This is a genomic window from Cryobacterium cryoconiti (genome assembly GCF_004403065.1).
Lineage (GTDB): Bacteria > Actinomycetota > Actinomycetes > Actinomycetales > Microbacteriaceae > Cryobacterium > Cryobacterium cryoconiti.
Genome location: NZ_SOHA01000012.1, coordinates 1 through 26625, shown reverse-complemented (window position 1 = coordinate 26625; position 26625 = coordinate 1). Strand labels below are relative to the sequence as shown.

Here is a 26625-nt window from a genome sequence, read left to right as displayed (position 1 = left end):
GACCTGCCGGCGATTCATCGCGGTGCGATGGTTCGCCGGCAGGTCCCTGCTCAGGTCGGCGCTGCTATTGCGTGTAGGTGAGCGTCAGCAGCGGGCGGGCGGCGGCGGCGGGTGCCTCATTCGACCACAGCCTCACGTTGTCGCCGCCCCCGGACACCATGGCGAACGAGACTGTGGTGCCGGTCATCCCGCTCAGTTCCGCGGCGTTCAGGTCCACCGAGTAGTTCGCGTTCAGGGCCGTCGCTCCCGTCAGGATCCCCAGGTCCGGTCCGCGGCCCGTTGGCCGGTTGCCCCATGTCACCGTGCCCTGGCTCCACTCGCCAAGCAGGATCCTGAAGGTGTGGGCATCAGTCGATGCTGCGGTGCTGTCCGTCGACGTTCGCACCTGAAGTGTCGCGCCGGTGAGCGTCATGCCCGCCGGCGCGGCAGGGAGCGCGAACTTCAGGTACGACTCGATAGCAGACGTGCCTCCTCGGGCAGACAGCTGGTTGGAACTGCCGTAGGCGAAGTTCGGATTCACCTGGGCCACCATGGCATCCTCACTCACCGGCACGGAGATGACCACCGGGTCCACCGGAGCGGCGGCGACCGTGGCCGAGGCCGACGCGGACGCCTCGCTCAGGTTGCCCGCCGCATCCATCGCCAGCACCCTGTAATGGTAGGTACCGACATCCAGGCCGGAGTCGGCGTAGCTCGCCGAAGTCGTCTCGGCGATCCGGGTCGACGGGCCGGCGACGAAGTCCGCTGATGCATCGCGATGCACCTCATACCCCGTGACGGCCACGTTGTCGGACGAGGTCGTCCAGTTCAGTGTCACGGTACCGCCGGACGCGGTTGCGCTCACTCCCTGCGGGGTTGACGGGGCCTCGGTGTCGGCCACAATGACCTGGGCGGGCTCGCTGGGGCCGCTGGTGTTGCCGACCGCGTCGATCGCCACCACCTTGTAGAAATAGGTGCCTGTGCCCAATGCCGGGTCGGTCCACTCGGTCGTCGGCCCCTCGTAGACCTTGTTTGCGTCGCCGACGGTGAAGTCGGCTGCGCTCCCGCGGTGAACTCGGTAGCCCGTGACGGCGATGTTGTCGCTGGATGCCGCCCAGGTCACGTGGGCGCCGCCGTCGACCAGTGCAGCTTCAACGGATTGTGGCACTGTCGGAGCCTCGGTGTCATTGACGCCCAGGGTGTAATGCGACGCGACCTGCGCTCCGGTCAGACTCCGCGGGTAAATCGCGATCTCATCGAGGTCGCCGGCGAAGTAGTCGCTCGACGGCCGCTGCGGCCACGCGGTGAGGTTACCGCCGCCCGCCCTCCAGTATCCAGCGAACGCCTGGTTGACCGAGGTGACATTGGTCCCGGTGAGGACACCGTCGACGTGCAGGGTCATGCCGGCGGGTCCCTGGGAGGCGACGACGTGGTGCCACAGATTGTCGTTGTAGCTGCCGGGTGTCTGGACCGTCTGGTACCCGTTGTTGTAGACGCCGAAGATCAGGCTGCCGTTGTCGGTCATGTAGACCTGCTTGTCGTAGCTGCTGCCGGTCCCGGTGGCGGTGTTTTCGAAGCCGATCAGCTTCCCCCCGCTCGTGGTGCCGGTCCTGAACCAGCCTTCGGCCGAGAACGACGTCGGCGCCCCGGTTTGCGCAGATGCAACAACGCTCAGGGGCGAGCCCGTGGCGCGCACGGCGGACCCACCGTTGACGAGACCTGCCTGCTGCTTCTCCACGAGGGCGCCGTAGGCTCCATCGCGTTGACCCAGGAACGACGAGTCATTCGCGACCGTCCCGGCCGTCTCTTCGAGGCGCCAGTACATATCGGCTCCGTCGGTAAAGACAGCAGCACCGTAGGAGTCCGCCGGCGTTTCATTGACGGTGACGGCGCCACCGGCAAGTGAGTAGTGCTTGACCACCTGCTGGTGCGTCAACGGGAAGTCGTAGATCGCGGTGTCGTCGATGGCTCCGGCGAAGTACCGACTGCTCGGCGCGCCGGGCCAGGAGCTCAGATTGTCACCGCCGACCCGCCAGGTGCCGTAGTAGGTCTGCGCCGTCGCGATGGAGTTCTGGCCGACAGCGACACCGTCTACGTAGAGCACCATGCCGTTGGGTCCCTGCGTGGCCACGAGGTGGTGCCACGCATTGTCGTTGTAGGAGGTGGCTGTGCGGATTGTCTGCGTCGTGCCGGTGTAGACGCCGAACCGGATGCGTCCGGAGTTCTCCATGTAGACATGCCGGTCGTAGCTGGAACTCGTCTGGATACCGCCCGTGTTGGTGCGTGGCCGGCCGTTCCCGTAGCCGACGAGTTTTCCACCGCGGGTGGTATTCGTCTTGAACCAGGTCTCGATCGAGTACGTACCGGGGGCCGGTTTCATCTGGTCGCTCCAGACGTAGTCATTCGATCCGTCGAATTGCCCAGCCGTGCTCGCGTCTCCGGGAATCGCTCCCACCGTGTCGCGGCGGACGTCGTTCTCGTAGAGGCCGTTCAGACCGGTCGTGCTGTCGCCGGACTTGTCCTGCGCCCACACCCCGGTCGCCTCGTCGTAACGCCAGTAGAGTTTCGGGCCATCGGCGATGACCTGGCCGGCGTAGTCCACCGGCTTGGCCACCGCCCGGGCAGACGCCGTGGCGGAGAGGCCACTGGTGTTGACACCGTCGCTGACGGTGACCCGGTAGGTGTAATTCGTTCCAGGGGTCACGGCGTTGTCGACGAAGGTGATCTGCGGGCGGGTCCACCAGAGCGACGATGCCGTCCCGGTCCAGACCGGGGTCGCGCCGTTGTTACGGAAGATACGGTAGGTGAGCAGGCTGTCGTCAGGGTCGACCACGGAGCGCACCCGCACCTGAATAGCTCCAGAGGTCAGAGCCTCGGCCGCGACCGGCGCAATGGGCGGAGCGCCGGAGTCGGTCGTTCCGAACCGGGTCAGGCTCTGCTGCGCTGCACCATTGATCGAGGTGAACTCGCCGCCGGACCAGAGATAGGTTTGGCCGGTCGTTCGACCGATCGCCACCGTCAGCGCCCGCGGCCCGATGCCTTCACCGATGCCGTCGTTCGCCGCGGGAAACCAGCCCAAATGGGTCGGGTTGTCGGTCCGCGATGCGTTGAAATAGTACCGCAGGCCATCCTGGAACTCGTTCATGCTGGAGCAGTCGTGGCGGTGGCTCGCCTGGTAAAGCGTGCCCTGGTAGGGCAACACGGCCTGGGTGGCGCCGAGGCAGGTGTTACGCCAACGTTGGTCGAGTGTGGTCCAGTCAATCGACAACGCGCCGTCGAAGACGCCGCCGCCGGTTCCCTCGGCACCGGCGTAGAACGCTGTGTCGTCAGAGGCGAGGGCACGGGTGACGGAGTTGCGGTGGATGAATCCGACGGGGTAGGTGCGAACGTTGGCTCCGGTGACGGCGTCGACCACTGCGAGGGCATGTGAGTCGGCACCGTTGACGGTGAAGAAGTCACCGCCGAGGGCGACCTTTGTGCGGTCGGGCGACACCGTGACGGCGCGACCGGCCAGTTCCGCGTTCGCCACCCAGGGCAGGAGGGCCCCGGTCGTAGCGTTGACCGCGGCGAATCGTTCGCGGGGCGCGGACGCAACGGTCGTGAATGCCCCGGCCAGGTACACCGTGTTCTCTGTCACGGCGAGGCCGTAGACGAACGAGGATACGGCGCTGACCCGGAAGGGCCTGACCGTGCAGGTCACCGGGTCGATGGCGGCTATACGGTTGACGTTGACGCCGCCGATGCTACTGAAGTTGCCGCCGACGTAGATCGTATTGCCGTCGGGTGAGGCCACCACGGCGCGGATGGTGGCCGTTCCACCTGTGAGGGCGGCCGGCAGCTGGCAGTTGTCCGGCGCCCCCGTTTCCGCGTCGAAGATGGCCAGCGCGTTCAGGTTTCGCGCCTCGCCGGCGCCCCCCGTCGGAGGCCGCACCTGGGAGAACGTTCCGCCGGCGACGACCCTCCCGTTCGAGTGGGCGACGGCGTACACGACGCCGTTGGCCTGCCAGGTGGGCAGGTTGTCCGCGCTGAAATGCACGTCGGCGGAGGTGGCCGAGGCCGGGAGCGCGGTCGGAGCCGCCAGAATCATACCCGCCACAACGGCCACGGCCGCCACGACACTTATTGATTTTCGCATAGCTATTTATCCCTCGGGTAGGCGACCGATCACGTTAGGGTCCGTGGAAGGCGGCGGGTAAACAGAACTCGTCACGAACCTCGAACGTCGGGGGAATCGGGTGATCTCCGACGCGGGAAGAACGCAACTGGCACGCACCGTATTGGCACCGAGCCGAGCGCACAAGGGCATGGCGTGCCGTTGGAGCGATACGCGATCAACGCGGCGCTCATGCTACTGCTGCTCACGAAGTGGTTCCGCTCGCCGCGGGAGTGCATCGGAGGCGCCTTCGGTGCGAATCCGGCGTGCCAGTGCCACGGCCTGGATCAGGATCTGGGTGAGCACCCCGATCAGGAGCGCCGCGAGGGCGCCGGTCGTCCCCGCGTTGCCGGCCAGCAGCGGCAGCAGCCCCAGGCCCACAGCGATACCCACGACGTTGGATAGCATGACGTCCCGGATGCCACCGAGGGGGACCAGGCACGCATAGGACAGCGCTGCCTGGATCAGGCCCCCTGCAACGATCAGACCGGAGAGGAGCACCTGCCCCTGTTCCGCATGCAGCTGTCCGGCGCTCAGCCAGTCGAAGATGGCCTGCCCGGCGACTCCCATGACCAGTACGATCATCGCCGCCACGACCGCTGTTCCGCCCAGCGCGGTGGAGATGGCTTTCACGGGCGAATACCCCGCCTTCAAGTGGCGTGGAACCCAGCCCTGGAAGACCGTGCTCACCGGCGATACTGCGACGGCCAGCTGTCGCTGCAGTTTGTGGAAGACTCCGAACGACGCCAGGCCCACCGGGGACACGAACCCGACGATGATCACGGGGAGACCCCCGTAGAGCGCAGTGAGCAGGGTGGTCGTCAGCGCCTGCAGCTGTTCACGGAGCATCTGTCGCAGGGGCCTGATTCGCACCCTGCGCCGATCATTCCTGCTCCAGAAACGAAGAATCCACGCCATCGAAGCCAACAGCCCCACCACAACCCCGACAAGCTGGAGGAGCAGCCCCGAGAAGACGGACCCTCCGGAGACCATCACCCAGACGGCGAGCAACGTGAAGAGGAATCGGGGCATGGTCTCGAGAAGGAGCAACTGCACCGGCGAGCTGCGGCCGATGTAGAAAAAGCTTGCCGTGATGCCACCGAAGACGATGGGCAACGACGCCACGAAGGCCAGTGGCCGGTCCGGGCTTGGAATGATCATGCTGAGCACCCACACGATCGCGAGGCCCGGACCGAGAATGACGGAACGGGTGAGGAGCGAGCCGAGGAACTCCGACCGCGCCTCCGGAACGTCCGCGCGGGCCACCGCTGACGGACCCGTCACACCATAGCCATACCCGATAACGGTAGCGGCGATCGCACCGATGGCCTGCCCGATCACAATCGAGCCCCACGCGTCAACGCCGCCCGATCGGATCATTGCCGGAATCATCAGCAGGGATGCGACCGCGAGCAGCACCATGCTCGACGTGAACCCGCCCACCCGGACCGCGCCGGTCCAGACCCGCCGGATCATGACCTGCTCCGGAGGGACCGGGGATCAGCGCAGGTCATGACGCCAGGCACCGGTGAGATGGGCGGACAGACGAAACGCCATGGCCACCATCGTCAGGGCCGGGTTCGTGGACGAACCGGTCCGAATCACCGCGCCCCCGGCTACGTCCTGCCCGTGCATGTCGGCCACCCCGTGGAAAAGTGGTCCCGGTCAACGTTGGGCTCCAATCAGGGTCTTCGTGCGCAAAGCCAACAACACGGCGGATTGCAGGTTGCCGCCGACGCTGGTCATCGAGAACTGCTCAGGCGGCGAACCGGCCGCCCGTCGGGCCGCCTCGAGTGCCGGCTCGTCCAGGATGAATTGCTCGAGCACACTGGTGAATGAGGCGGTGTCTCGGGGGTCGATGAGCCGCGCGGCGGGAGCGTAACGGAGGATTTCCTGGTGGGCACCGTCATAACAGGACACGAGCACGGGCTTTCCGGCGTTGACAGCCTCGAATCCGCCCAGCGAGCGGTAGTCGGCCAGGGTCGGGCAGACAACGAGGTCCGCTGACGAGTAGAAGGGTCCGATCCCGGTATAGGCCACCCGGCCGTGGAAGACGACGTTGTCACCGAGCCCGAGCGCGTCGACCTGGCGGCGAATCGCTTCGAGTTCGATGCCGGTTCCGACGACATCAAGGACCCAGCGCGTCCGCGCGCCGGCCACCGCGGCGAGCGCCTGAATCAGCTCGGCGAGTCCCTTGCGGGCGGTCAGGGAGTTGAGGAAGAGGATCCGCACGACCCCGGGCGGCCGTTCGGCGGGAGCGCCCTCGGTCAACGGAGCCGGGCAGGAGGTCAGATAGGGGCCGACGACCGTCTTGGCCTCGCTCACCCGGAGTGTGTCGCGCACGAAGTTCGCCCCGATCTCGTTACTGACGAGGACGGCATCCACCCGCTCGGCCACGAATTTCTTGATCGCGAGGCTCAGGCGACCGCTGGGAGCCCCGCGATACGAGGGATCCGATTCGATCAGGAGCACGATGCGGCGCCGGGTTGCACGCGCGATGAGGAACCCGACCAGCGAGGTCGGACTGAACTCGATCAGAATGAACACGTCTGCCCTGAGCCGAATCAGCCTGACCCACGTTGCGGCGGTCGGCAGCCGCCTGACACCGATATAGGTGATGTCGCCGACGTTTCGGCGTGTTCGCCCCAGGCGGTGGAACGCAAGAATGGGCGAGAGTGCCAGCCCGGGATACCGCCCGACCGGGAAGTCCTTCGCCACTGGGATGATCCCGTTCGGGAAGCGCCTGAGGAACTCGGCGAAGATGTCCTGGAAGTAGACCAGTTCTCCGTTATAGCCGTACGCGCCCGAAACCCAGGCAACTCGCTCAACTGATCGCTCGCCCGTGCCATCCGTCGTCCCTGTCATGAATTCCCCCCAGAATGATCTGATGAGTCCCACTGCCGGCCTGCGCGGTGCGAGCAGCCCTTCGAGAAGGGCCCGCCGCCTGACGTGTTTGTGCGTGCACTCGCGCTAGGTCGGAGAATAGCTCACTTTGGGGATTGGTGCCGACCTCTGGCTAGGCTCGGGTTCTATGCTTACCGCGGTCCTCGGCCTCACCGGCGCACTCATCTTCGGCAGCGCCGACTTCCTCGGCGGGCTCGCCGCCAAGCGCCTGAGTTCGCTGCTCGTGACGGCCGTGGCCGCCGCGTCCGGGCTCGTGGCTCTGCTGCTGGCCCTGCCGTTCGTGGCCGGGGTCTGGTCTCAATCGGCCGTGCTCTGGGGTGCGGTGTCGGGGATCAGCGGCGCCATCGCCATCTCGCTGCTGTACGCCTGCCTGGCGATCGGTCCGATGAGCATCCTCTCGCCCCTCACCGCCGTGGTGTCGGCGGTGGTGCCGATGACCGTGGGGCTGGCCGGTGGCGACCGGCTCGCCCCGATCGGCTCTTGGGCGCTGGGCCTGGCCCTCGTGGCGGTGGTGCTGGTGGGTTTCGTGCCTGAGCGCGGCGCCGTGCGGCCGAGCCTGCTCGGCGTGCTGATGGCCCTCGGCTCCGGCGCCATGATCGGCGCCTTCATGGTCATGATCGACCTCACCCCGGCAGACAGCGGGCTCGTACCACTGGTGATGAACCGCGCCGTGAATGCGAGCATCATGTTCTCCGTCGTCGGCGTGATCGCGCTGGTCACGCTGCGCCGGGCCGTGGTGGCGGCAGCGGCGACCACGCAGGCTGCGCCGGCCACGACGCCGGCGACGGTGGCCACGGATGCCGCCGCGCACGGCCGCTCGACGCTCGCCATCGGGCTCCGCCTGGCCGTGGCCTGCGGCGTGGTCGACGTCGTGGCCAACGTGCTCCTGCTGCTCGGCATGCGCGCGGGAGACCTGAGTGTGATGAGCGTGCTCACGGCCATGTACCCGGCCGGGACGATCCTGCTGGCCGCCGTGGTGCTGCGGGAACGCATCGCGCCGGTGCAGTGGCTGGGCCTCGCGCTCGCCCTCGCCCCGGCCGGAATGCTCGCGCTGGCCTGAGAAACCGGCCGCCGGCGCGCATCCGGTCGTCGCCGACACCGTCACCCACTCGTTACGTTGGGCCGCCGCAAGGGTCTTGCCGCGCGCGACGGTGCCACGGTACTGTCAGGCCCACACCTGAATTAGTGAACGACTGGTCGGTCACTAATTATCTGTTCCTCTGAAGGAGATTCCAATGAAGAAGTCTCGTCTGCGTTTCATCGCGCCGATTGCCGTGGTCACAGCCCTTGTGCTGGCCGGATGCAGCACCTCGAACCTGGGAGGAACGGCCGAGGCCGACCCTGCCGCGGAGGCAGGCCCGATCAAGATCGGTGCCGTCCTCGACGTCACCGGCGTGGGCGCCAGCCTCGGCGTGCCGGAACAGAACACGCTCAACATGCTGGCCAAGCAGCTCAACGACGACGGCGGCATCGGTGGGCGCGACGTGGAGCTCATCATCATCGACAACCAGTCGACCGAGGACGGCGCGGCCAAGGCAACCAGCAAGCTGATCGAGAGCGACCAGGTCGACATCATCATCGGCGCGTCCCGCACCGGCCCCAGCCTGGCGATGCGCCCCATCGCCGAGGCCGCGAAGATCCCGATGATCTCCGTCGCAGCCAACGTGGCCATCGTCGAGGGCTCCGAGTGGGTCTTCAAGACCGCGCAGAACGACGTGGTCGTGCTGGAGCGCATCCTCGATGACGCCGAGGCCAAGGGTTACACCAAGCTGGCCCTCGTGCGCGATGCGACCGGGTTCGGCGAAGGGGTCGCCGACTACATCACCGAGCTCGGCGCCGAGCGCGGCATCACACTGGTGACGACGGAGGCCTTCGAGCCGAGCGCCACCGACTTCACCCCGCAGATGACCAACGTGCGCGGCTCCGACGCCGACGCCGTCATCATCTGGGGCATCAACCCCTCGGCCGGCCTGGCCCAGAAGGCCTACATGCAGCTCGCCGTGAACAAGCCGGTCTACCACTCTCACGGCATCTCCAACCAGGCGTTCTTCGACGCGGCCGGTGAGTCCGCCAACGGCGTCATCGCCCCGATGGGCCGCCTGCTCGTCGCCGACCAGCTGGCTGCCGACAACACGCAGCGCAAGGTGATCGAGCAGTTCCAGGCAGACTACAACGCGGCCTACGGTGAGCAGCCGTCCGGCTTCGCCGGCCACGCTTTCGACGCCTGGCACATCGCCGTCAACGCGATCGACGCCGCCGGAACCGACGCGGACGCTCTGCGCGACGAACTCGAGAGCGCCGAGTGGACCGGGATCTCGGGAGTCTTCAAGATGACCGCGAAGAACCACTCCGGCCTCGACGCCTCCGCCCTCATCCTGGCTGAGGCCGAGGATGGTCGCTGGAACCTCCTCAAGGACTGATTGTGCTCACCGATTTCCTGCAGCTGACGGTGGCAGGGCTCTCACAGGGATCTGTGTACGCCCTGCTCGCCGTCGGCCTGATCGCCGTCTACACGGTCCGCCACGTCATCAACATCGCCCAGGGCGAGTTCGCGATGCTGGCCGGACTGGGGAGCGTCTGGCTGACCGCCGCCGGCATGCCTCTCCTACTGGCCATCCTGGTCGCCATCCTCTCGGTGACCCTCGTGGCCATCGCGATGGACCGGCTGATCATCGCGCGGGTGAAGAAGCTGACTCCGCTCATCTCCATCATCCTGACCCTGGGCGTCTCGACTCTGTTGCAGGCGATCATGCTGCTGGCGTGGGGCCCCGAGGCCAAGGGCGTGCCCCTGTTCCCGGGGACCAACATCCTGATCGGCGGGGTGAGCATCCGTTCTCAGGAATTCTGGATGATCGGCGCGCTCGTCGTCGTCGGCGGCGGGATCGTGCTCTTCTACGAGAAGTCCCGCTGGGGCAAAGCGTTGAGGGCCTGCGCGGAACAACCCGTTGCGGCGCGCATCGTGGGCATCAGCCCCGTCGCGGCATCCGTGCTGGCCTTCGCGATTGCGGGTTTCGTCGGGGGCGTCGCAGGCGTGGTGGCCTCCCCGATCTATCTCTCGCTCTGGTCGGGGGGCGTGCTGCTCGGCCTCAAGGGCTTCGTCGCCGCCGTCCTGGGCGGCTTCGTCTCCTTCCGGGCCGCGATCGTCGGGGCGCTCCTGCTCGGCATGATCGAGGCGTATGTGGCCGGCTACGTCTCGTCGGGCCTGAGGGACGGCGCCGCCTTCCTCATCCTCATCCTTGTGCTCGTCGTCCGTCCTCAGGGCCTCGTTCTCAAGCCCACAGCGGTCAGGGTGTAGCGATATGACACATGCAACCACACCAGCCCCCGCCGGGATCAGCTCTCGCCGGGCGCGGTTCTGGACGGACAACAAGAGCACGCTGATCGGCTGCGGCATCCTCGTCGCGCTGATGATCGTGGTTCCCTTCACAGCCAATTCCTCGGTCATGAACATCGTCGTGTTCGCGATGATCTTCGCCCTGCCGGCCATCGGGCTCAACCTGCTGATGGGTCTGGCCGGGCAGGTCAGCCTCGGGCAGGCCGCGTTCTTCGCGATCGGCGCGTACACCCACGCGATCCTGCTGACCAAGCTCGATCTGCCCGGACCGGTCGCGGCCACCGTCGGCGTGCTCGCCGCCATGCTGGTCGCCCTGCTCGTGGGCCTTCCGCTCATGCGCCTGCGCGGCCACTACCTCGCGCTGGCGACACTGGGACTCGGCTTCATCGTGATGATCGGCGTGCGCGAATGGGACGTCACCGGACGCACCACGGGCATCTACGGCATCTCGCGGCCCACGGTCTTCGGGGTCCCGATCGACAACAGCGGATTCTTCCTCTGGTTCGTCACGCCGTTCGTGGTGATCGGGCTGATCCTAGCCCTCAACCTCACCCGCAGCCGTGCCGGCCGCGCCCTCTCGGCGGTCAACGACTCCGAACTCGCAGCGGAGAGTCTCGGTGTGAACACCTATGCTCTGCGGCTCAAGGTCTTCGTGCTCTCCGCCGGGTTCGCCGGCCTGGGCGGCGTGTTCTACGCCTACCAGGTCGCGATCGTGAGCCCGACCACCGCCGAATTCCACCTGTCGGTCTCGATCCTGCTGATGGTCGTCATCGGCGGCCTCGGATCGGTCTGGGGCGCCGTGGCGGGCGCCTTCCTGGTGCAGTTCCTCGGCGAGGGCATGCGCGACGTCATCCCGGCCATCTTCCCCGGTGCCACCGGCGAGGTGCAGCTGCTCGGCTACGGCATCGTGTTGATCCTGGTGATCCTGCTGCTCCCCGGCGGCCTCCACCAGGCGGCGACCACCCTGTGGCAGAAACTGCCGTTCGCCGGGAAACGCCCGCCCGTCGACGCACATGCGCACGCCGCCGAGGACGACACGACGATCCCGCTCCTCCCGGCGGTGAGCACGCCGGTCGCGGCCGGCGAGCCGATCCTGGTCCTCGAGGGGCTGACCAAGCGGTACGGCGGCGTCGTCGCCGTCAACGACGTGAGCCTCACCGTGCCGGCCGGCAGCATCCTGGGATTGATCGGGCCCAACGGCGCCGGCAAGACGACCTGCTTCAACATGATCTCCGGGGCCCTGGCCCCGACTGAGGGCACCGTCACGTTCCTCGGGCAGGTCATCTCCGGCAGAAAGCCGCACGTCGCCGCCGCGCACGGGCTCACCCGCACGTTCCAGAACCTGCAGGTGTTCTCGTCGACGGATGTCGTGGGCAACGTCTACATGGGGCGGTACCGCAAGGGCAGCGCGGGGGTGCTCCGCGGGATGCTGGGGCTGCAATCGGGTGAGCAGAGCGCCCACCGCGCGGCGGCCTACGAGATCCTGCAATCGATGAGGCTCACGGATGCCGCCGACGACTCGGCCTCGGACCTCTCCTTCGGCAAGCAGCGGATCATGGAGGTCTGCCGGGCCCTGGCCGCCGAGCCGGCCCTGCTTCTCCTCGACGAGCCGATGGCCGGCCTGTCCAGCACTGAACGCGAGGTGATGGCCGAACTACTGCGGCGGCTGCGTGCGTCCGGGCTCACGATCGTGCTCGTCGAGCACGATGTGGCGCAGGTCATGTCTCTCGCCGACCATGTCGCGGTGCTCGACGACGGCGTGCTTATCGCGCACGGCGACCCGGAGTCGGTGCGTAACGACCCGGCCGTGGTGGTGGCCTACCTGGGCACGGACCTCGACGAGGCCGAAGCCGAACTGACCGAGTTGGAGGAGCACGCATGACACTGATCGTTTCCGGGCTGGACGCCGGCTATGGCAAGCTCGCGGTGCTGCACGAGGTCAGCTTCGAGGTGGCCCGCGGGGAAATCGTCGCCGTGGTCGGATCGAACGGAGCCGGAAAGACAACCCTGCTCCGGGCCGTCAGCGGCCTGATCCGGCCGACCGCGGGCAGCGTGACCCTGGAGGGTCGCACGATCACCGCGAAGCCCGCGGAGAAGATGGCCGGTTTCGGCCTGACCCATGTGCCCGAGAACCGGTTGTGCTTCCCGACCCTCTCCGTGCGCGACAACCTCATGCTGGGCGCCTGGACGAAGAACGGCCACGGCGACGTGGAGTCGATCCTCGATCTGTTCCCCCGGCTGCGCACCCGGATGGGCCAGGCCGCGGGAACCCTCTCCGGCGGCGAGCAGCAGATGGTGGCCATCGGCCGCGGCCTGATGGCGGACCCGACGGCGATCATGCTGGACGAGCCGTCGATCGGCCTGGCCCCGAAGGTGGTCGCCGAGATCATGGAGGTGCTCTCCCGGCTCTGCGTCGAGAAGCAACTCGCGGTGCTGCTGGTGGAACAGAACGTGCGCGCCTCGTTCAAGATCGCCCACCGAGCGGTGGTCATGCACCGGGGGCGCGTTGCGCTCACGGGAACGCCGGCCGAACTCGTGGAACTGCCCGAGGTGCATAACGCCTACCTGGGCGGCGCGGCCGCGTAACCGCGGCACGCGGCGGCACCATACGCGAAGGAGAGGCACGCACCTGCGGGTGCGTGCCTCTCCTTTCGTCGTGCGCGCGGCATCCGTTGCGTACGCCCGAAGCGGCACGCGGGTATTGCGCCGGTCGAGAGTGTCCGTTCCGGTCGAGAGTGACCGGCGGAACGGGCACTCTCGACCGGAACGGGGTGTTCGGCACGGCACGCGCGCGGAGCACGCGCGCGGGCCAGGTCAGCCGCGGCCGGTGAAGGCGGGCTGGCGTTTCTGCTGGAAGGCGGCGAAGCCCTCGCGGTAATCCGCAGTGTCGCAGAGGGCCGCCTGGGCCCGGTTCTCCGCGGCGACGCTCTGCCAGAGGCCGAGGCGGTCGTCGCGGAGGGCGCGCACGAGCTCCTTGCTGGCGAGGAACGCCTGCGTCGCACCGTGTGCGGCCCGCTCGGCGGCCTGGACCGTGGCATCCGTCACCTCGGCGGCCGGGAAGACCTGGCTGAACAGACCGGAGGCCACGGCCTCCGCTCCCGACATGAGCCGGCCGGAGTAGATCAGGTCGAGGGTGCGGTGCGCGCCGAGTCGGTCGACGAACAGGGCATGGCCGCCGGAATCGAGCGTGGCACCGAGATTCGCGAACGGGGACCCGATCTTCGCGGTGTCGGCGACATAGACGACATCCGTGGCGATCAGCAGGCCGAGGCCCACCCCGAGGCAGGCTCCGTGCGCGACGGCGAAGGTGGGGGCCGGGAAGGCGCTCATGCGCTGCAGCAACGGCGTGACGAGTCCCCCCAGGAAACCCATCACATCGTCGTCCCGCGGGTCGACACCCGAGATGTCGCGGCCGGCGCAGAACGCCCGTCCCTCGCCGCGCAGCACGAGGGCGCGCACGCCGGCCGCTTCCGCGGTCTCGTAGGCGGCGTCGAGCTCGGCCAGGGCCGCCTCGTCGAGGGCGTTCAGTTTGTCCGGGGCGTTCAGGACGACGTAGGCCACGTCGTCCATGATGGTCAGATCGATCACGGGAACCACTTTCCGCGCTTGCGCGCCGTACCTATTTATTAGCGCGTCAACATGATCAGCGCTTCAACACGCGCTACACGTCGTAGTCGACGACGACCTTGTCGGTCGTGGGGTGCGACTGGCAGGTGAGCACGTAGCCGCGGGCGATCTCGTCGGGTTCCAGGGCGTAGTTCTCGGTCATCGTGACGTCGCCGCTGACGAGCTTGGCGCGGCAGGTTCCGCACACTCCCCCGGCGCAGGCGAACGGCACGTCCGGCCGAACCCGCAGAGCGGCGTTCAGGATGCTCTCCTTCGCGTTGACCGGCGTGGTCACCGTGGCGCTCTCGCCGTCGAGGGTGAACTCGATCTCGAAGGTCTTGTCGCCGATCCCGACGACCACGGGCCGCCCGGTGTCACCGGCGGCATGCGTGGGCTCGCCCGTCGTGAACAACTCGAAGCGGATGTGACGCGGGTCGACCTGCACGCTCTCCAGCGTGTCGCGGCACAGTTGCACCAGCTCGAACGGCCCGCAGAGGAACCATTCGTCGACGGAGGCGGGGCGGATGATGCTGGCCAGCATCAGGCGCAGCTTCTCCTCGTCGATGCGGCCGGAGAGCAGCGCGGAGGAGCGGGACTGGCGGGAGAGCACGTGGTGCAGCGCGAGACGGGCCGGGTACCGGTCCTTCAGGTCGGCGAGCTCGTCGAGGAACATCACGTCGAGCGCGGTGCGGTTCGTGTAGACGAGCGTGAAACGGGAGGTGTCCGAGCGTTCGAGCACGGTGTGCGCGAGCGACATCAGCGGCGTGATTCCGCTGCCCGCGGCGATGCCGACGATGTGCGTGTCGTCGAGGGTCTCCAGAGCGGTGGTGAAGGTGCCCTGCGGGCTCATCACGTCGAGCTGGTCGCCGGCGCGCAGCTCGCTGTTCGCCCAGCTGGAGAAGACGCCGCCGAGGTCACGCTTGATGGCGACGCTGACCGAACCGACCGTGCGGGGGCGGCAGATGGAATAGCTGCGCCGCAGCTCCCGGCCGTCGATCGTGGCGCGGAGGGCGAGGTGCTGCCCGGGGTCGTAGTCGAATTCCCCGTGCAGCTCGTCGGGAACCAGGAAGGTCACCTCGACGCTGTCCTGGGTGAGCTGGCGCACCTCGCCGACGGTGAGCGTGTGAAACCGGGCGCGGCGCTTCGCGGGCGCGCCGGCGGGGTCGGTAGCGGAGGAATCGGCGACCGAGTCGGCAGGGTCGAGAACGGCGGAATCGGTACTGCCCAGATTGAGTGCGGCCATGGTTACAACACCTTGAAGTAGTCGAACGGTTCGAGGCAGTCCCGGCACTCGTAGAGCGCCTTGCACGACGTCGAACCGAAGCGGGCGAGTTCCCGCGTGTTCAGTGAGGAGCAGCGCGGGCACTTAACCGCGAGCTGGAGCCGGACGGCGCCGGTGGGGCGCACGCCGGAGTGGCCGGTGGGGGCGGCAATGCCGTAGCTGACCAGCTTCGCCTTGCCCTCCTCGCTCATCCAGTCGGTGGTCCAGGCCGGAGCGAGCACGAGTTCGACGGTGACGTTTCGGTAGCCGGCCCCGGTCAGGGCCGCCGTGACGTCGTCGCGCATGGCCTCCATGGCAGGGCATCCGCTGTACGTCGGCGTGAGGATGACGTGGGTTCCGGCGTCCGTGACGGTGACCGACCGGAGCACACCCAGGTCTTCGATCGTGAGCACGGGGACCTCCGGGTCGCAGACCTCGGCGGCGATGTCCCAGGCCTGCTGGGAGGCCGCGTCGCTCGGGCGCGGGCGGGCAACGGATGCCACGGTCACCATTTCGCGCCCGGGTGGGCCCGGGCCAGCACCTGCAGCTCGGCGAGCAGCGGCCCGAGATTCTCGGAGTGGTCGCCGCGGCGTCCGCCCCCGGAGGAGATGAAGCCGCGGGGAACCTCGAGCTCAGCTTCAGCGAGAACGGGAATCATGGCGGCTTCGACCGTGGCACGGAGCGATGACGGTCGCACGGCGACTCCCTCGAGCCGGTCGATCAGCGGTTCGTCGACGAAGAGCTCGTCGACGAACGGCCACAGGTCGGAGAGGCCCGTGATCATGCGCCGGCGGGATTCGTCGGTGCCCTGAGCGAGGCGCAGCACCCACTGGATGGAGTGGTCGCGGTGGTAGTCGACCTCTTTCACGGCCTTGGCCGCGATCGCGGCGAGCGTCGCATCCGTCGACTCCATCAGGGCGCTGTAGAGCTCGAACAGGTAGTGCGCGGCGATGAACTGGCGGGCGATCGTGTGCGCGAAGTCCCCGTTGGGCTGTTCGAACAGGTGCGCGGACCGCCACTGGGGTTCGTCTCGCCAGTAGGCCAGGTCGTCCTCGGTGCGGCCGGACTCGGCCCCGGCGTAGTGCAACAGGGAGCGGGCGTGCCCGATCAGGTCGAGGGCGATGTTGCCGAGGGCGATGTCCTCTTCCAGCTCCGGGGCGCGGGAGATCCACCAGCCCAGGTGCTGGGCCAGCACGAGCGAGTCGTCGCCGAGCCAGAGCGCATACTCCGCCACGTCGTGCGAGGCGACGGATGCCGCTTCGACCAGTTCCGCGGAGAGCTGGACCGTGTCGACGTCGACGTGGCCGTGAGCGTCGGGCTCGGTGGCGACCGGGGCCTGTCCGTGATCCATCACAGGTGCTTCACCCCTTCGCTCTTCGTGTAGTAGCTGGCGTGGCGGTAGTTCTTGCCGGCGGGCGATTCGAAGAAGGCGCCCTTCGCATCCGGGTCGCTCGTGGTGATCGCGTCGGCGGGAACGACCCAGATCGAGACGCCCTCGTTGCGGCGGGTATACAGGTCACGCGCGTTGCGCACCGCGAGGGTGGCGTCGGGGGCGTGCAATGAGCCCACGTGCGTGTGGCTGATTCCGCGGCTGGAGCGCACGAAAACTTCCCAGAGGGGCCAGATCTCCTTCTCGGATGCACCGGGAGCGCTCATTATGCGACCGCCTTCACGGCCTGCTTCGCGGCGTACGCGGCAGCAGCCTCACGCACCCACTGACCCTCGTTGTGCGCGTCGCGGCGGCGCTGGAGGCGCCTCGCGTTCGCCGGGCCACGGCCCGCGAGCACCTCGTGGAATTCGGTCCAGTCGATTTCACCCATGTCGTAGGCACCCTTTTCTTCGTTCCAGCGCAGGTCCGGGTCCGGCAGCGTGACGCCGAGGACCTCGGCCTGCGGCACGAGCATTCCGACGAACCGCTGGCGCAGGTCGTCGTTGGAGAACCGCTTGATGTTCCAGGCCATCGACTGCGCCGAGTTGGGCGAGTCGTCGTCGGGCGGGCCGAACATCTGCAGGGCCGGCCAGTACCAGCGGTTGACCGAGTCCTGGGCCATCTCGCGCTGGGCGGGCGTGCCGTTCATCAGTTCGAGCAGGATTTCGAAACCCTGCCGCTGGTGGAACGACTCCTCCTTGCAGATGCGCACCATGGCGCGGCCGTAGGGACCGTAGGACGCCCGGCAGAGTGGCACCTGGTTGCAGATCGCGGCGCCGTCGACGAGCCAGCCGATCGAGCCCATGTCGGCCCAGGTCGGGCTCGGGTAGTTGAAGATCGAGGAGTAGCGCGCCTTGCCGGCGATGAGCTGGTCCGTCATCAGGTCACGGCTGACGCCGAGCGTCTGCGCGGCGGAATAGAGGTAGAGGCCGTGGCCGGCTTCGTCCTGCACCTTGGCCAGCAGGATCGCCTTGCGCTTGAGGCTGGGCGCCCGGGTGATCCAGTTGCCCTCCGGCTGCATGCCGATGATCTCGGAGTGCGCATGCTGGGAAATCTGGCGAATGAGGGTCTTGCGGTAGCCGTCCGGCATCCAGTCGCGCGGTTCGATTCGAGAATCGGCGGCAATCAGGTCGTTGAACTGCTGCTCCTCGGCGGACACCGTTGCGGCGTTCTCCGGGGCGATAGCGTAGGGAACTGGCGGGATTGTCATCGTTGACTCCTGGGTTTGGCGAACTTTTACCAACCGATCGTTCAGTTAGTATATGGTTTCCCTACTACCCCGGCAACCATGCGTTGCAGCCAGCGGAACTCAATGAGGAGAACCACATGACGGATGCTTTACCGCCCTCCAATGGGGCCATGATGCAGAACGACCGGGCCTCCGCCTCACTCGGCATGGTCGTGCGCTCCTCGGAACCGGGCCGTGCCGTGGTCTCCATGCTCCTGCGCGACGACATGATGAACGGCTTCGACGTGACCCACGGCGGGATCGTCTTCGCCCTGGCCGACACCGCGTTCGCGATCGCCTGCAACGACGACCACCATGTCACGCTCGCCTCCGGGGCCGACATCACCTTTTTGAAGCCGACCGCTGCCGGGCAGACCCTCACGGCCACGGCCGTACTCCGCACCAAGAGCGGGCGCTCGGGCCTCTACGACGTGCGCGTCACCAATGAACACAGCGTGCCGGTCGCCGAGTTCCGCGGGCGCAGCCGCACCACCAACTTCCCCCTGCCCGCCCCGGCCGCACCCGCACTTTAACCCCGCACTTCACCAGGAGGCCTCATGTCAACGATGACCAAGACCCGCTTGCACGCGCCGGCGCAGGACGAACTCGACCCCGAAGAGCGGATGTCCCGCGATGAGCTGCAGGCCCTGCAGCTGCGGCGCCTGCAGAAGACGGTTCGGCTCGCCTACCAGAACGTACCTCTATATACACGCAAGTTCGACGAGGTCGGTGTGCACCCGGACGACATCCGCACCCTGGAGGACGTGGCCCTCCTGCCGTTCACGACCAAGGACGACCTGCGGGTCTCCTACCCGTTCGGTATGTTCGCGGTGCCGATGGACCAGGTTGCGCGCATCCACACCTCCTCCGGCACCACCGGGCTGCCGACCGTCGTCGGCTACACGAAGAACGACCTCGCGATGTGGGCGGGCCTGGTGGCCCGAAGCCTGCGAGCCTCGGGCGTGCGTCCCGGCATGCGCGTGCACAACGCCTACGGCTACGGCCTGTTCACCGGCGGCCTCGGTGCGCACGCGGGCATCGAGGCGCTCGGGGCCACAGCGATCCCGATGTCCGGCGGCCAGACGAACAAGCAGGTCAAGATGATCCAGGACTTCGAGCCCGACGTCATCATGGCCACACCCAGCTACCTCCTGACGATCACGGATGCCATGGTCGCGGCCGGCATGGACCCGCGCTCCTCCAGCCTGAAGGCCGGCGTGCTCGGCGCGGAGCCGTGGACCAACCAGATGCGGCTCGAACTGGAAGACCGCCTCGACTTCGACGCCCTGGACATCTACGGGCTCAGCGAGGTGATGGGCCCGGGCGTGGGCAACGAGTGCATCGAGACGAAGGACGGTCCGCACCTCTGGGAGGACAACTTCCTGCCCGAGATCATCGACGGCGACAGCGGCCTGGTGCTGCCTGACGGCACCCAGGGTGAGCTCGTGTTCACGTCGCTGACCAAGGAGGCGTTCCCGGTCATCCGGTACCGCACCAGGGACCTGACCCGCCTGCTGCCCGGCTCGGCGCGCCCCGGCATGCGCCGGATGGAGAAGATCACCGGCCGCAACGACGACATGATCATCCTGCGCGGCGTCAACCTGTTCCCGACCCAGATCGAGGAGATCGTGCTGAGTATCCCGAGCCTCTCCCCGCACTTCGTGATCGAGCTGACCCGGCCGAACCGGATGGACGAGCTCACCGTGCGGATCGAACGGCACGAGCACGCCACGGATGTCGCCTCCGACATCGCCTCGGCACTGCTGATCCACCGGATCAAGGACCTGATCGGGTCAAGCGTCAGCGTGCTGATCGTCGAACCCGGCACGCTCGAGCGCAGCACGGGCAAGCACAAGCGTGTCTACGACCTGCGCTGAGCCTGCCACAACCCAGCCGTCACGGGCCGGTCGTTCCCCCAAGAACCCGGCCCGTGAGAGACTTCTCGATTATGTCTGAACCAGCCCTCACCAAACGCGGCCGCCCCGGTTACGACCAGCGCGCCATTCTCGAGGTCGCGGTCGGCGCCTTCAACGAGTTCGGTTACGACGCCACGTCGATGGGGGTGCTCGCGACCCGCCTCGGCCTGTCGAAATCGGCGATCTACCACCACTTCAGTTCGAAGGAGGAGTTGCTGGAACAGGCTCTCGACGAGGCTCTCGGCGGACTCGAAGGCGTGTTGCTCGAGCAGAGCGCCCAGGTCGGCCCGGCCATCGATCGGCTCGCCGCGGTACTGCGCGGCGCCGTGGAAGTGCTCACCTCCCGGCTGCCCTACGTGACACTGCTGCTGCGGGTTCGCGGCAACACGGATGTCGAGCGCGCAGCGCTCGCCCGCCGCCGCGCCTTCGACCGGTCCGTGTCCGCCCTCGTGGTGGAGGCCCGCGACGAGGGCTCGCTGCGCGGCGACATCGACCCGCGCATCGTGACCCGGCTTCTGTTCGGCATGGTCAACTCGATCGTGGAGTGGTACCGGCCGGAGGGCCCGGAAGACGCCGGGCAGCTGGCCAGCGATGTGCTCGCGGTGGCACTCGACGGACTGCGGGTGCCGGTCGGGGCCGGCTCGACCGGTCTCGACAAGCTCGACCACCGGGCCGGCTCGACCGGGTCTCGACAAGCTCGACCACCGGGTCTCGGCAAGCTCGACCACCGATAGGAGACGCGTGAACGGGAACTGGAAGATCACCCTCGGCGAACTCGACGAGAAGATGGGCGTGACCATCGTCGAGCAGTCCGCGGAGCGGGTCGTCGCGACGATGCCGGTGGAGGGCAACCGGCAGTCGTTCGGGCTGCTGCACGGCGGGGCATCCGTCGCCTTCGCCGAAGCGCTCGGTTCCTGGGCGGCCGTGATCCACGCCGGCCCGGGGCGCAGCGCCGTGGGGCTGGACATCAATGCCACGCACCACCTCGCCGCCCGCTCAGGGATCGTGACCGGCGTGGCCACGGCCATCCGTCTCGGGCGCACGATCGCCTGCCACGAGATCGTGATCAGCGACGACCAGGGCCGCCGGCTGTGCACCGCGCGCATCACCAACCTGATCATCGACGCGCCCGATCGCGCATAGGCTCCCCCGCCCGGCGCGAGACGGCCGGGACAGAACGACTCCGGTGGACTAATCTCGCTTAGATGAACGCATCGGACGCCGACCAGGAGCCTGGGCCCACCGCCGGGAGCGATGCCCGCTGGACCTTCCTGACCAACCACGCGCACGTTCTCGTCACGATCGCGCGCGACCCCCAGTGCCGGATGCGTGACGTGGCCTCCCGGGTGGGCGTCACCGAACGCGGAGCCCAGAAGATCATCGCCGACCTCGTGGCGGACGGTTACATCACGAGAACCAGGATCGGGCGGCGCAACAGTTACGAGATCGCCACCGGACGACCGTTCCGGCATCCCGTGGCGGACGGCCACGAACTCGACGAGCTGCTGGCCGTGCTCGTGCCGATCCCGCCCCACCCGCTGGACACCTGAACTGCAGTTCGGTAATCTGGGAGTGTTCTGATCGTTCTGCCCCACTCGTCCCTCAGTTCGGAGAGTCCGCCGTGAACACCGAAGGCACAACCCCCGCAGGCACACCCCTCGAGACCGCCGAGGGCTCCAGCCCTGCGCCGGCGCCGGCCGGCAGCATCGTCGTCGGCCACGACGGATCACCCTTTGCGGACTACGCGCTCAGCACGGCCTTCGGGCTCGCCGACCAGTTGCACGCCCCGATCGTGATCGTGCGGGCCTGGTCGATCGACACCGCCCCCCGGCCCGCGAACTGGGAGTTCGGCTTCGTGTCATCGTTCGAGGAATACTCTGAAGCGGTCCGGGGCGCTCTGATCGAAGACACCGCTGCGATCGTGCACGCCTTCCCGCACGTCCGCGCCGACTACCGGGCGGTGCACGCGGGGCCCGCCCGGAGCCTGATCGAGGTGTCCCGGGAGGCACGCATGCTCGTGGTCGGTTCCCGCGGCCGCGGCAACCTGGCCGGCCTTTTGTTGGGCTCGGTCAGCGACCAATGCACCCGGCTCGCGGTCTGCCCGGTTCTGGTCACGCGCAAACCAGCGAAACGCTGATTCAGCCGGATGCCTATCCCCTCTCCCGTAGCGGCAACCACCGAGCGCACCGCCTGGCACACACTCTCGGCCGCTGAGGCCCTCGCGACGCAGGACGTCGACGTTCGGACCGGGCTCGGCGCGGCCGCGGTCGACGACCGCCGGAGGCAGTCCGGACCGAACCTGCTGCAGAAGCCCAACCGCGTGCCGACCTGGCGCAAGATCGTGCGCCTTCTGGGCGAGAAGATGACCATCGTGCTGATGGTGGCCGCGGTCGTCAGTGCCGTCGTCTCGCGGGAGCTGGAGACTCCGATCGTGATCCTGGCCGTGATCATCCTCAACACCGTTCTGAACTATGTGCAGGAGCGACGCGCCGAGAGCAGTCTCCAGGCGCTGCAAAAACTGTCGGAAGGCAAGGCCGTCGTTCGCCGGGGGGGCACCGAAGTCGAGGTTCAGTTCTCCGAGCTGGTGCCGGGCGACATCGTGCTGCTCGACGCCGGCGACTCCGTTCCCGCCGACGGTCGCCTCATCGAGCATTCCGGGCTTCAGGTGGCCGAGGCAACCCTGACCGGGGAATCCGAGCCGGTCGGCAAGACGATCCCCGCGCTGGACGATGCCGGACTGCCGCTCGCCGACCGTACCAACATGCTCTTCATGAACACCCTGGTCACCCGCGGCCGGGCCACCATGGTCGTCACCGACACCGGCATGGGCACGGCCGTCGGCGGTATCGCAGGGCTGCTGAACGAAGTGACGACCGAGAAGACACCCCTGCAGCGCAGGATCGACCAGCTCGCCCAGCTGCTCACCGTCGCGGCGCTGGTCGTGGTGGCGATCGTCTTCGTGTTGGGGCTCCTGCGCGGCGAGTCCTGGACCGAGCTGCTGATCACCGCCGTCTCGCTGGCCGTCGCGACCATTCCGGAGGGTCTCACCGCGGTCGTCGCGTTCACCCTGGCGATGGGTGCCTCGCGGCTGGCCGCCCAGGGCGCGATCATCAAGCAACTCTCGGCGGTGGAAACGCTCGGCAGCGTCAGCCACATCGCCACCGACAAAACCGGCACGCTGACCATGAACGAGATGACGGCCCGACGCCTGCACACCCACGGCCGCGATTTCCGCATCACCGGCGAGGGCTACTCCACCGAGGGCCGGATCCTCACCGGAGACGACCGTTCGATGCCCGACCTCACCGAGGCGTTCCTGACCATGGCCCTGTGCAACGACGCAGTGCTGAACAACGGCGTGCTGGTCGGCGACCCCACCGAAGGGGCCCTCGCCGTGCTCGCCGAGAAGGGCGGCATCGACGTCGCGGGGGCACGACGGACCTACCCCCGGGTGGCCGAAGTTCCCTTCGACTCCGACTACAAATTCATGGCCACGTTCCACCGTCCGGCAGAGCCGACGACCGGAGGACCGCGACCATCCGGTCACCGCTGCTTCGCCAAGGGCGCACCGGGCGCCCTGCTGCCCCTGACGGATTCGGTACTCACCGACGACGGCATCCGCTCTCTGGACGACACGCTGCAGCAACGAATCCACGACACCATCCAGGAGCTGGCCGGGGAGGGCCTGCGCACGATCATGATCGCCGGACGCACCCTCGATGCCGAGACCGTTCCGGACGACGACTCGGGTCGCTCGCTGGTCACCGGACTGACGCTCTACGCCATCGTCGGTATCGTCGACCCACCCCGCGTCGAGGCTGCTGAGGCCATCTCGGTGGCGCTCGGCGCAGGCATCCGCGTGCACATGATCACGGGCGACCATCTCGTGACGGCCTCGGCCATCGCCGGCAACCTGGGCCTGCCGGGCGAGGCTGCCGCCGGTCCCACGCTCGACGAGCTCGACGACAACGAACTCGCCGCCCGCGCCGCCGACTACGGGGTGCTCGCCCGGGTCACCCCGGCCCACAAGATCCGGGTGGTCCGGGCGCTGCAGTCCGGCGGCAACGTCGTGGCCATGACCGGTGACGGCGTCAACGACGCGCCGGCGTTGAAGCAGGCCGACATCGGGATCGCCATGGGGATCACCGGCACGGATGTCTCCAAGGGCGCCGCGAACATGATCCTCACCGACGACAACTTCTCGACGATCGTCGCCGCGGTGCGGGAGGGACGCGGCATCTATGCCAACATCCTGAAGTTCGTCAGGTTCCAGCTGACCACGGCGTGGGGTTTCGTGCTCATCTTCCTGATCGCGGGCGTCACCGGTTGGGCGGCGGGTGCACCGTTCACGGCGCTGCAGATCCTCTGGGTCAATATCATCATGGACGGCCCTCCCGCCCTGGCCCTCGGTCTGGATCCGGCCGAACCCGGAACGATGAGCCGGCCTCCGCGCCCGTCCGACGAGCCTCTGCTCACCCGGGACCGGATGCTGCGGATTCTCGGGCTCGGCCTGGTCATGGCCGCGGGAACCCTGACGGTGTTGACCCAGGCGCCCGCCCTGTTCCCGGAGAGTGCCGGGGACGCCGCCTTCGCGACGACCCTCGCGTTCACGTCCTTCGTCTTCTTCCAGGTGTTCAACCTGCTCAACGTGCGCTCGGACACCCACTCCGTCTTCTCACTCCAGACGTTCACCAACCGCAGCATCTGGCTGGCACTCGCCGCCGTGATCATCCTGCAGGTTCTCGTGGTGCAGATCGACATGCTCCAGGGACTCTTCGACACCACCGCACTCACGGGGAGCCAGTGGGGCCTCTGCGTGCTGGTCGGGTCGTCCGTGCTCTGGATCGAGGAGATTCGGAAGGCGATCGTGCGGGCAACCGGGCGGCGCGCCGCTCGCCGCTGAGGCCGTCCTGCCCCGGAACGTGAGAAACGGCATCCACCGTGACGGTGGATGCCCTTTCTCGCGTTAGTGCGGGTGCTGCTGACTACATGCCGGCGAGGTCACGGACCGACGTGTCGCCGGGGGCCGCGTTCGTGAACGAGGCCTCGATCTCGGCGCGCTCGAGCAGGTCGTCCATACGGCGTCGACGCTGCTTCGGGATGAGCGTGACGACGGTACCGGACTTGCCGGCGCGACCGGTGCGACCGGAGCGGTGCAGGTAGGTCTTGTACTCGTCGGGGGCGTCGGCCTGGATGACCAGGTCGATGTCGTCCACGTGGATGCCGCGAGCGGCGACATCCGTTGCCACCAGCACGTTGACGCGACCGCTGGTCAGCATCTGCAGGTTGCGGGTACGGCGGGCCTGGTTCAGGTCGCCGTGCAGGCTCGTGGCCTTCACGCCGGCATCTTCGAGCTGCTCGGCGAGCTGCTCGGCGTAGGCACGGGTGCGGGAGAAGATCAGCGTCTTGCCCTGGCGGTCGACAAGCTGGCCGATGATGGCGCTCTTGTCGCGGTGCTCGATCACGAGCACGCGGTGGTCGATCGTGGAGGAGGCCTGGTCTTCGCCGGCAACCTCGTGCACGGCCGGGTTGATCAGGAATTCCTTGACCAGCGAGGCAACGCCCTTGTCGAGGGTGGCCGAGAAGAGCAGCTTCTGGCCGCCCTTCTTGGTTTGACGCAGGATGCGCTGAACCGGCTCGAGGAAGCCCAGGTCGCACATGTAGTCGGCCTCGTCGAGGACGGTGACGACGACCTCGCTGAGGTCGAGACGACCCTGCTCGATCAGGTCTTCGATGCGGCCGGCGGTGCCGATGATGATGTCCACGCCGCGCTGGAGGGCGCTGACCTGACGGTACTGCGGAACGCCGCCGTAGATCTGGGTGGTGAAGAGGCCGACGCTGCGAGCGATGGGCTGGATGGTGCGGTCGATCTGCAGGGCCAGCTCACGGGTCGGCGCCAGGATGAGCGCGCGCGGCTTGCGGGCCATCTTGCGGTCCTTGGCCCCGTTGTTCTCGAGCAGCTTCTCCACAAGGGGAGCACCGAAGGCGATGGTCTTGCCCGAACCGGTCTTGCCACGGCCGAGCACGTCGCGCCCGGCCAGCACGTCCGGGATGGTCGCAGCCTGGATCGGGAACGGCGTTGCGGCACCGAGGGTGGCGAGCTCACGCACGATGTTCTCGCCGAGCCCCAGGTCGCCGAAGGTCACGCCGACGACTTCGGCAGCCGTCGTCGCGATGGCTTCGAGGCGCTCGAGCACGACGTCGTCACCGGCGGCGAAGTGCGCCTTGGTGTCGCGGTCGGGGTAGAAATTGCTGGAGTGGCCGCCGTCGGACGCCGAGCGGGCAGGACGCGACGGACGGTCGGAGTTCGCCCGCTCGGAACGGTCGTAGCCGCCGCGCTCGGGGCGGGCGGGACGATCGCCATACGAGGGACGGTCGTTGTTGTAGGCAGGACGGTCGGTGCGGGCCGGGCGGTCGCCGTAGGACGGACGCTCGGTGCGCGCCGGGCGGTCATTGTTGTACGCGGGNTGCGGGCCGGGCGGTCGCCGTAGGACGGACGCTCGGTGCGCGCCGGGCGGTCATTGTTGTACGCGGGACGGTCCGTGCGCGGACGGTCGCTGTTGTACGACGGTCGGTCCGTGCGCGGAGCGCGGTCACCGTAGGACGGACGGTCGTTGTTGTACGCCGGACGGTCGGTGCGGGGACGGTCGTTGCCGTACGAGGGGCGGTCGGTGCGCGGGGCACGGTCGTTGTTGTACGCGGGGCGGTCGGTGCGGGGACGGTCGCTGTTGTACGACGGTCGGTCCGTGCGCGGAGCGCGGTCACCGTAGGACGGACGGTCGTTGTTGTACGCCGGACGGTCCGTGCGAGGACGG

Annotated in this window: 20 protein-coding genes and 2 pseudogenes; 12 read left to right on the top strand and 10 right to left on the bottom strand. The window is 67.9% G+C overall.

Translation table 11 applies throughout. The features are described from left to right. Positions 1-64 precede the first annotated feature (64 nt). The 3 genes from E3T49_RS05585 to E3T49_RS05575 all read right to left on the bottom strand — a co-directional run bounded on the left by E3T49_RS05585 (position 65) and on the right by E3T49_RS05575 (position 6997). Complete coding sequence (locus E3T49_RS05585) at positions 65-4114, bottom strand: LamG-like jellyroll fold domain-containing protein (protein ID WP_134423979.1); 4050 nt, start codon at positions 4112-4114, stop codon at positions 65-67. A 213-nt stretch (positions 4115-4327) separates the two neighbouring features. Then, entirely contained in the window at positions 4328-5608 is a 1281-nt protein-coding gene (locus tag E3T49_RS05580; RefSeq protein WP_134423978.1) for a hypothetical protein, read from the bottom strand. Positions 5609-5797: 189 nt separating this feature from the next. Beyond that, on the bottom strand, positions 5798-6997 hold the full coding sequence (locus tag E3T49_RS05575) for a glycosyltransferase family 4 protein (RefSeq protein WP_134423977.1): 1200 nt from the start codon (positions 6995-6997) through the stop codon (positions 5798-5800). Between the two features lie 166 nt (positions 6998-7163). On the opposite strand from E3T49_RS05575, the gene E3T49_RS05570 reads away from it, so the two are divergent. The 5 genes from E3T49_RS05570 to E3T49_RS05550 all read left to right on the top strand — a co-directional run bounded on the left by E3T49_RS05570 (position 7164) and on the right by E3T49_RS05550 (position 12956). After that, positions 7164-8096 carry an EamA family transporter gene (locus E3T49_RS05570; protein ID WP_134423976.1) on the top strand — a complete coding sequence of 311 codons (933 nt, stop codon included), beginning with the start codon at positions 7164-7166 and terminating at the stop codon, positions 8094-8096. A gap of 175 nt (positions 8097-8271) precedes the next feature. After that, positions 8272-9456 (top strand): ABC transporter substrate-binding protein, encoded by a 1185-nt coding sequence (locus E3T49_RS05565; RefSeq protein WP_134423975.1) that lies wholly within the window; start codon positions 8272-8274, stop codon positions 9454-9456. A 2-nt stretch (positions 9457-9458) separates the two neighbouring features. After that, positions 9459-10331, top strand: coding sequence for a branched-chain amino acid ABC transporter permease (locus tag E3T49_RS05560; protein ID WP_166785478.1), 873 nt, complete (start codon positions 9459-9461; stop codon positions 10329-10331). 4 nt (positions 10332-10335) lie between these two features. Continuing rightward, on the top strand, positions 10336-12252 hold the full coding sequence (locus tag E3T49_RS05555; protein WP_134423973.1) for a branched-chain amino acid ABC transporter ATP-binding protein/permease: 1917 nt from the start codon (positions 10336-10338) through the stop codon (positions 12250-12252). Then, positions 12249-12956: an ABC transporter ATP-binding protein gene (locus tag E3T49_RS05550; protein WP_134423972.1), complete on the top strand. Its 708-nt coding sequence runs from the start codon at positions 12249-12251 to the stop codon at positions 12954-12956. The genes E3T49_RS05555 and E3T49_RS05550 overlap by 4 nt, the downstream gene beginning before the upstream one ends. A gap of 228 nt (positions 12957-13184) precedes the next feature. Here E3T49_RS05550 and E3T49_RS05545 read toward each other — a convergent pair whose 3' ends face one another. From E3T49_RS05545 to paaA, 6 genes are all read right to left on the bottom strand, one after another. Further along, on the bottom strand, positions 13185-13958 hold the full coding sequence (locus tag E3T49_RS05545; protein WP_134423971.1) for an enoyl-CoA hydratase/isomerase family protein: 774 nt from the start codon (positions 13956-13958) through the stop codon (positions 13185-13187). Positions 13959-14031: 73 nt separating this feature from the next. Next, a complete protein-coding gene (paaE, locus tag E3T49_RS05540) occupies positions 14032-15219 on the bottom strand; it encodes a 1,2-phenylacetyl-CoA epoxidase subunit PaaE (protein WP_134423970.1) in 1188 nt (395 codons plus the stop codon). A 2-nt stretch (positions 15220-15221) separates the two neighbouring features. Next, positions 15222-15749: a 1,2-phenylacetyl-CoA epoxidase subunit PaaD gene (paaD, locus tag E3T49_RS05535; RefSeq protein WP_134423969.1), complete on the bottom strand. Its 528-nt coding sequence runs from the start codon at positions 15747-15749 to the stop codon at positions 15222-15224. After that, on the bottom strand, positions 15743-16588 hold the full coding sequence (gene paaC, locus E3T49_RS05530; RefSeq protein ID WP_134423968.1) for a 1,2-phenylacetyl-CoA epoxidase subunit PaaC: 846 nt from the start codon (positions 16586-16588) through the stop codon (positions 15743-15745). The genes paaD and paaC overlap by 7 nt, the downstream gene beginning before the upstream one ends. Next, positions 16588-16893 carry a 1,2-phenylacetyl-CoA epoxidase subunit PaaB gene (paaB, locus tag E3T49_RS05525; RefSeq protein WP_104102564.1) on the bottom strand — a complete coding sequence of 102 codons (306 nt, stop codon included), beginning with the start codon at positions 16891-16893 and terminating at the stop codon, positions 16588-16590. Before paaB ends, paaC begins: the two co-directional genes overlap by 1 nt. Beyond that, positions 16893-17876: a 1,2-phenylacetyl-CoA epoxidase subunit PaaA gene (gene paaA, locus E3T49_RS05520; RefSeq protein ID WP_134423967.1), complete on the bottom strand. Its 984-nt coding sequence runs from the start codon at positions 17874-17876 to the stop codon at positions 16893-16895. Before paaA ends, paaB begins: the two co-directional genes overlap by 1 nt. Positions 17877-17992: 116 nt before the next feature. On the opposite strand from paaA, the gene paaI reads away from it, so the two are divergent. The 7 genes and pseudogenes from paaI (at position 17993) to E3T49_RS05485 (ending at position 24713) form a co-directional block, all read left to right on the top strand. Further along, positions 17993-18427 carry a hydroxyphenylacetyl-CoA thioesterase PaaI gene (gene paaI, locus E3T49_RS05515; protein WP_134423966.1) on the top strand — a complete coding sequence of 145 codons (435 nt, stop codon included), beginning with the start codon at positions 17993-17995 and terminating at the stop codon, positions 18425-18427. A 33-nt stretch (positions 18428-18460) separates the two neighbouring features. Further along, entirely contained in the window at positions 18461-19771 is a 1311-nt protein-coding gene (paaK, locus tag E3T49_RS05510) for a phenylacetate--CoA ligase PaaK (protein ID WP_134424000.1), read from the top strand. A gap of 71 nt (positions 19772-19842) precedes the next feature. After that, positions 19843-20430 (top strand): annotated as a pseudogene (locus tag E3T49_RS05505) (TetR/AcrR family transcriptional regulator); the annotation flags it as partial. Between the two features lie 166 nt (positions 20431-20596). Continuing rightward, positions 20597-20953 carry a hotdog fold thioesterase gene (locus tag E3T49_RS05500; RefSeq protein ID WP_134423999.1) on the top strand — a complete coding sequence of 119 codons (357 nt, stop codon included), beginning with the start codon at positions 20597-20599 and terminating at the stop codon, positions 20951-20953. Between the two features lie 62 nt (positions 20954-21015). Then, positions 21016-21360, top strand: a complete 345-nt coding sequence (locus tag E3T49_RS05495; protein ID WP_134423964.1) for a helix-turn-helix transcriptional regulator — start codon at positions 21016-21018, stop codon at positions 21358-21360. 71 nt (positions 21361-21431) lie between these two features. Next, positions 21432-21947, top strand: a complete 516-nt coding sequence (locus E3T49_RS05490; protein WP_166785477.1) for a universal stress protein — start codon at positions 21432-21434, stop codon at positions 21945-21947. Between the two features lie 9 nt (positions 21948-21956). Beyond that, positions 21957-24713, top strand: coding sequence for a cation-translocating P-type ATPase (locus E3T49_RS05485; protein ID WP_134423962.1), 2757 nt, complete (start codon positions 21957-21959; stop codon positions 24711-24713). 82 nt (positions 24714-24795) lie between these two features. On the opposite strand, the pseudogene E3T49_RS05480 reads toward E3T49_RS05485, so the two are convergent. Continuing rightward, positions 24796-26625 (bottom strand): annotated as a pseudogene (locus E3T49_RS05480) (DEAD/DEAH box helicase); the annotation flags it as partial.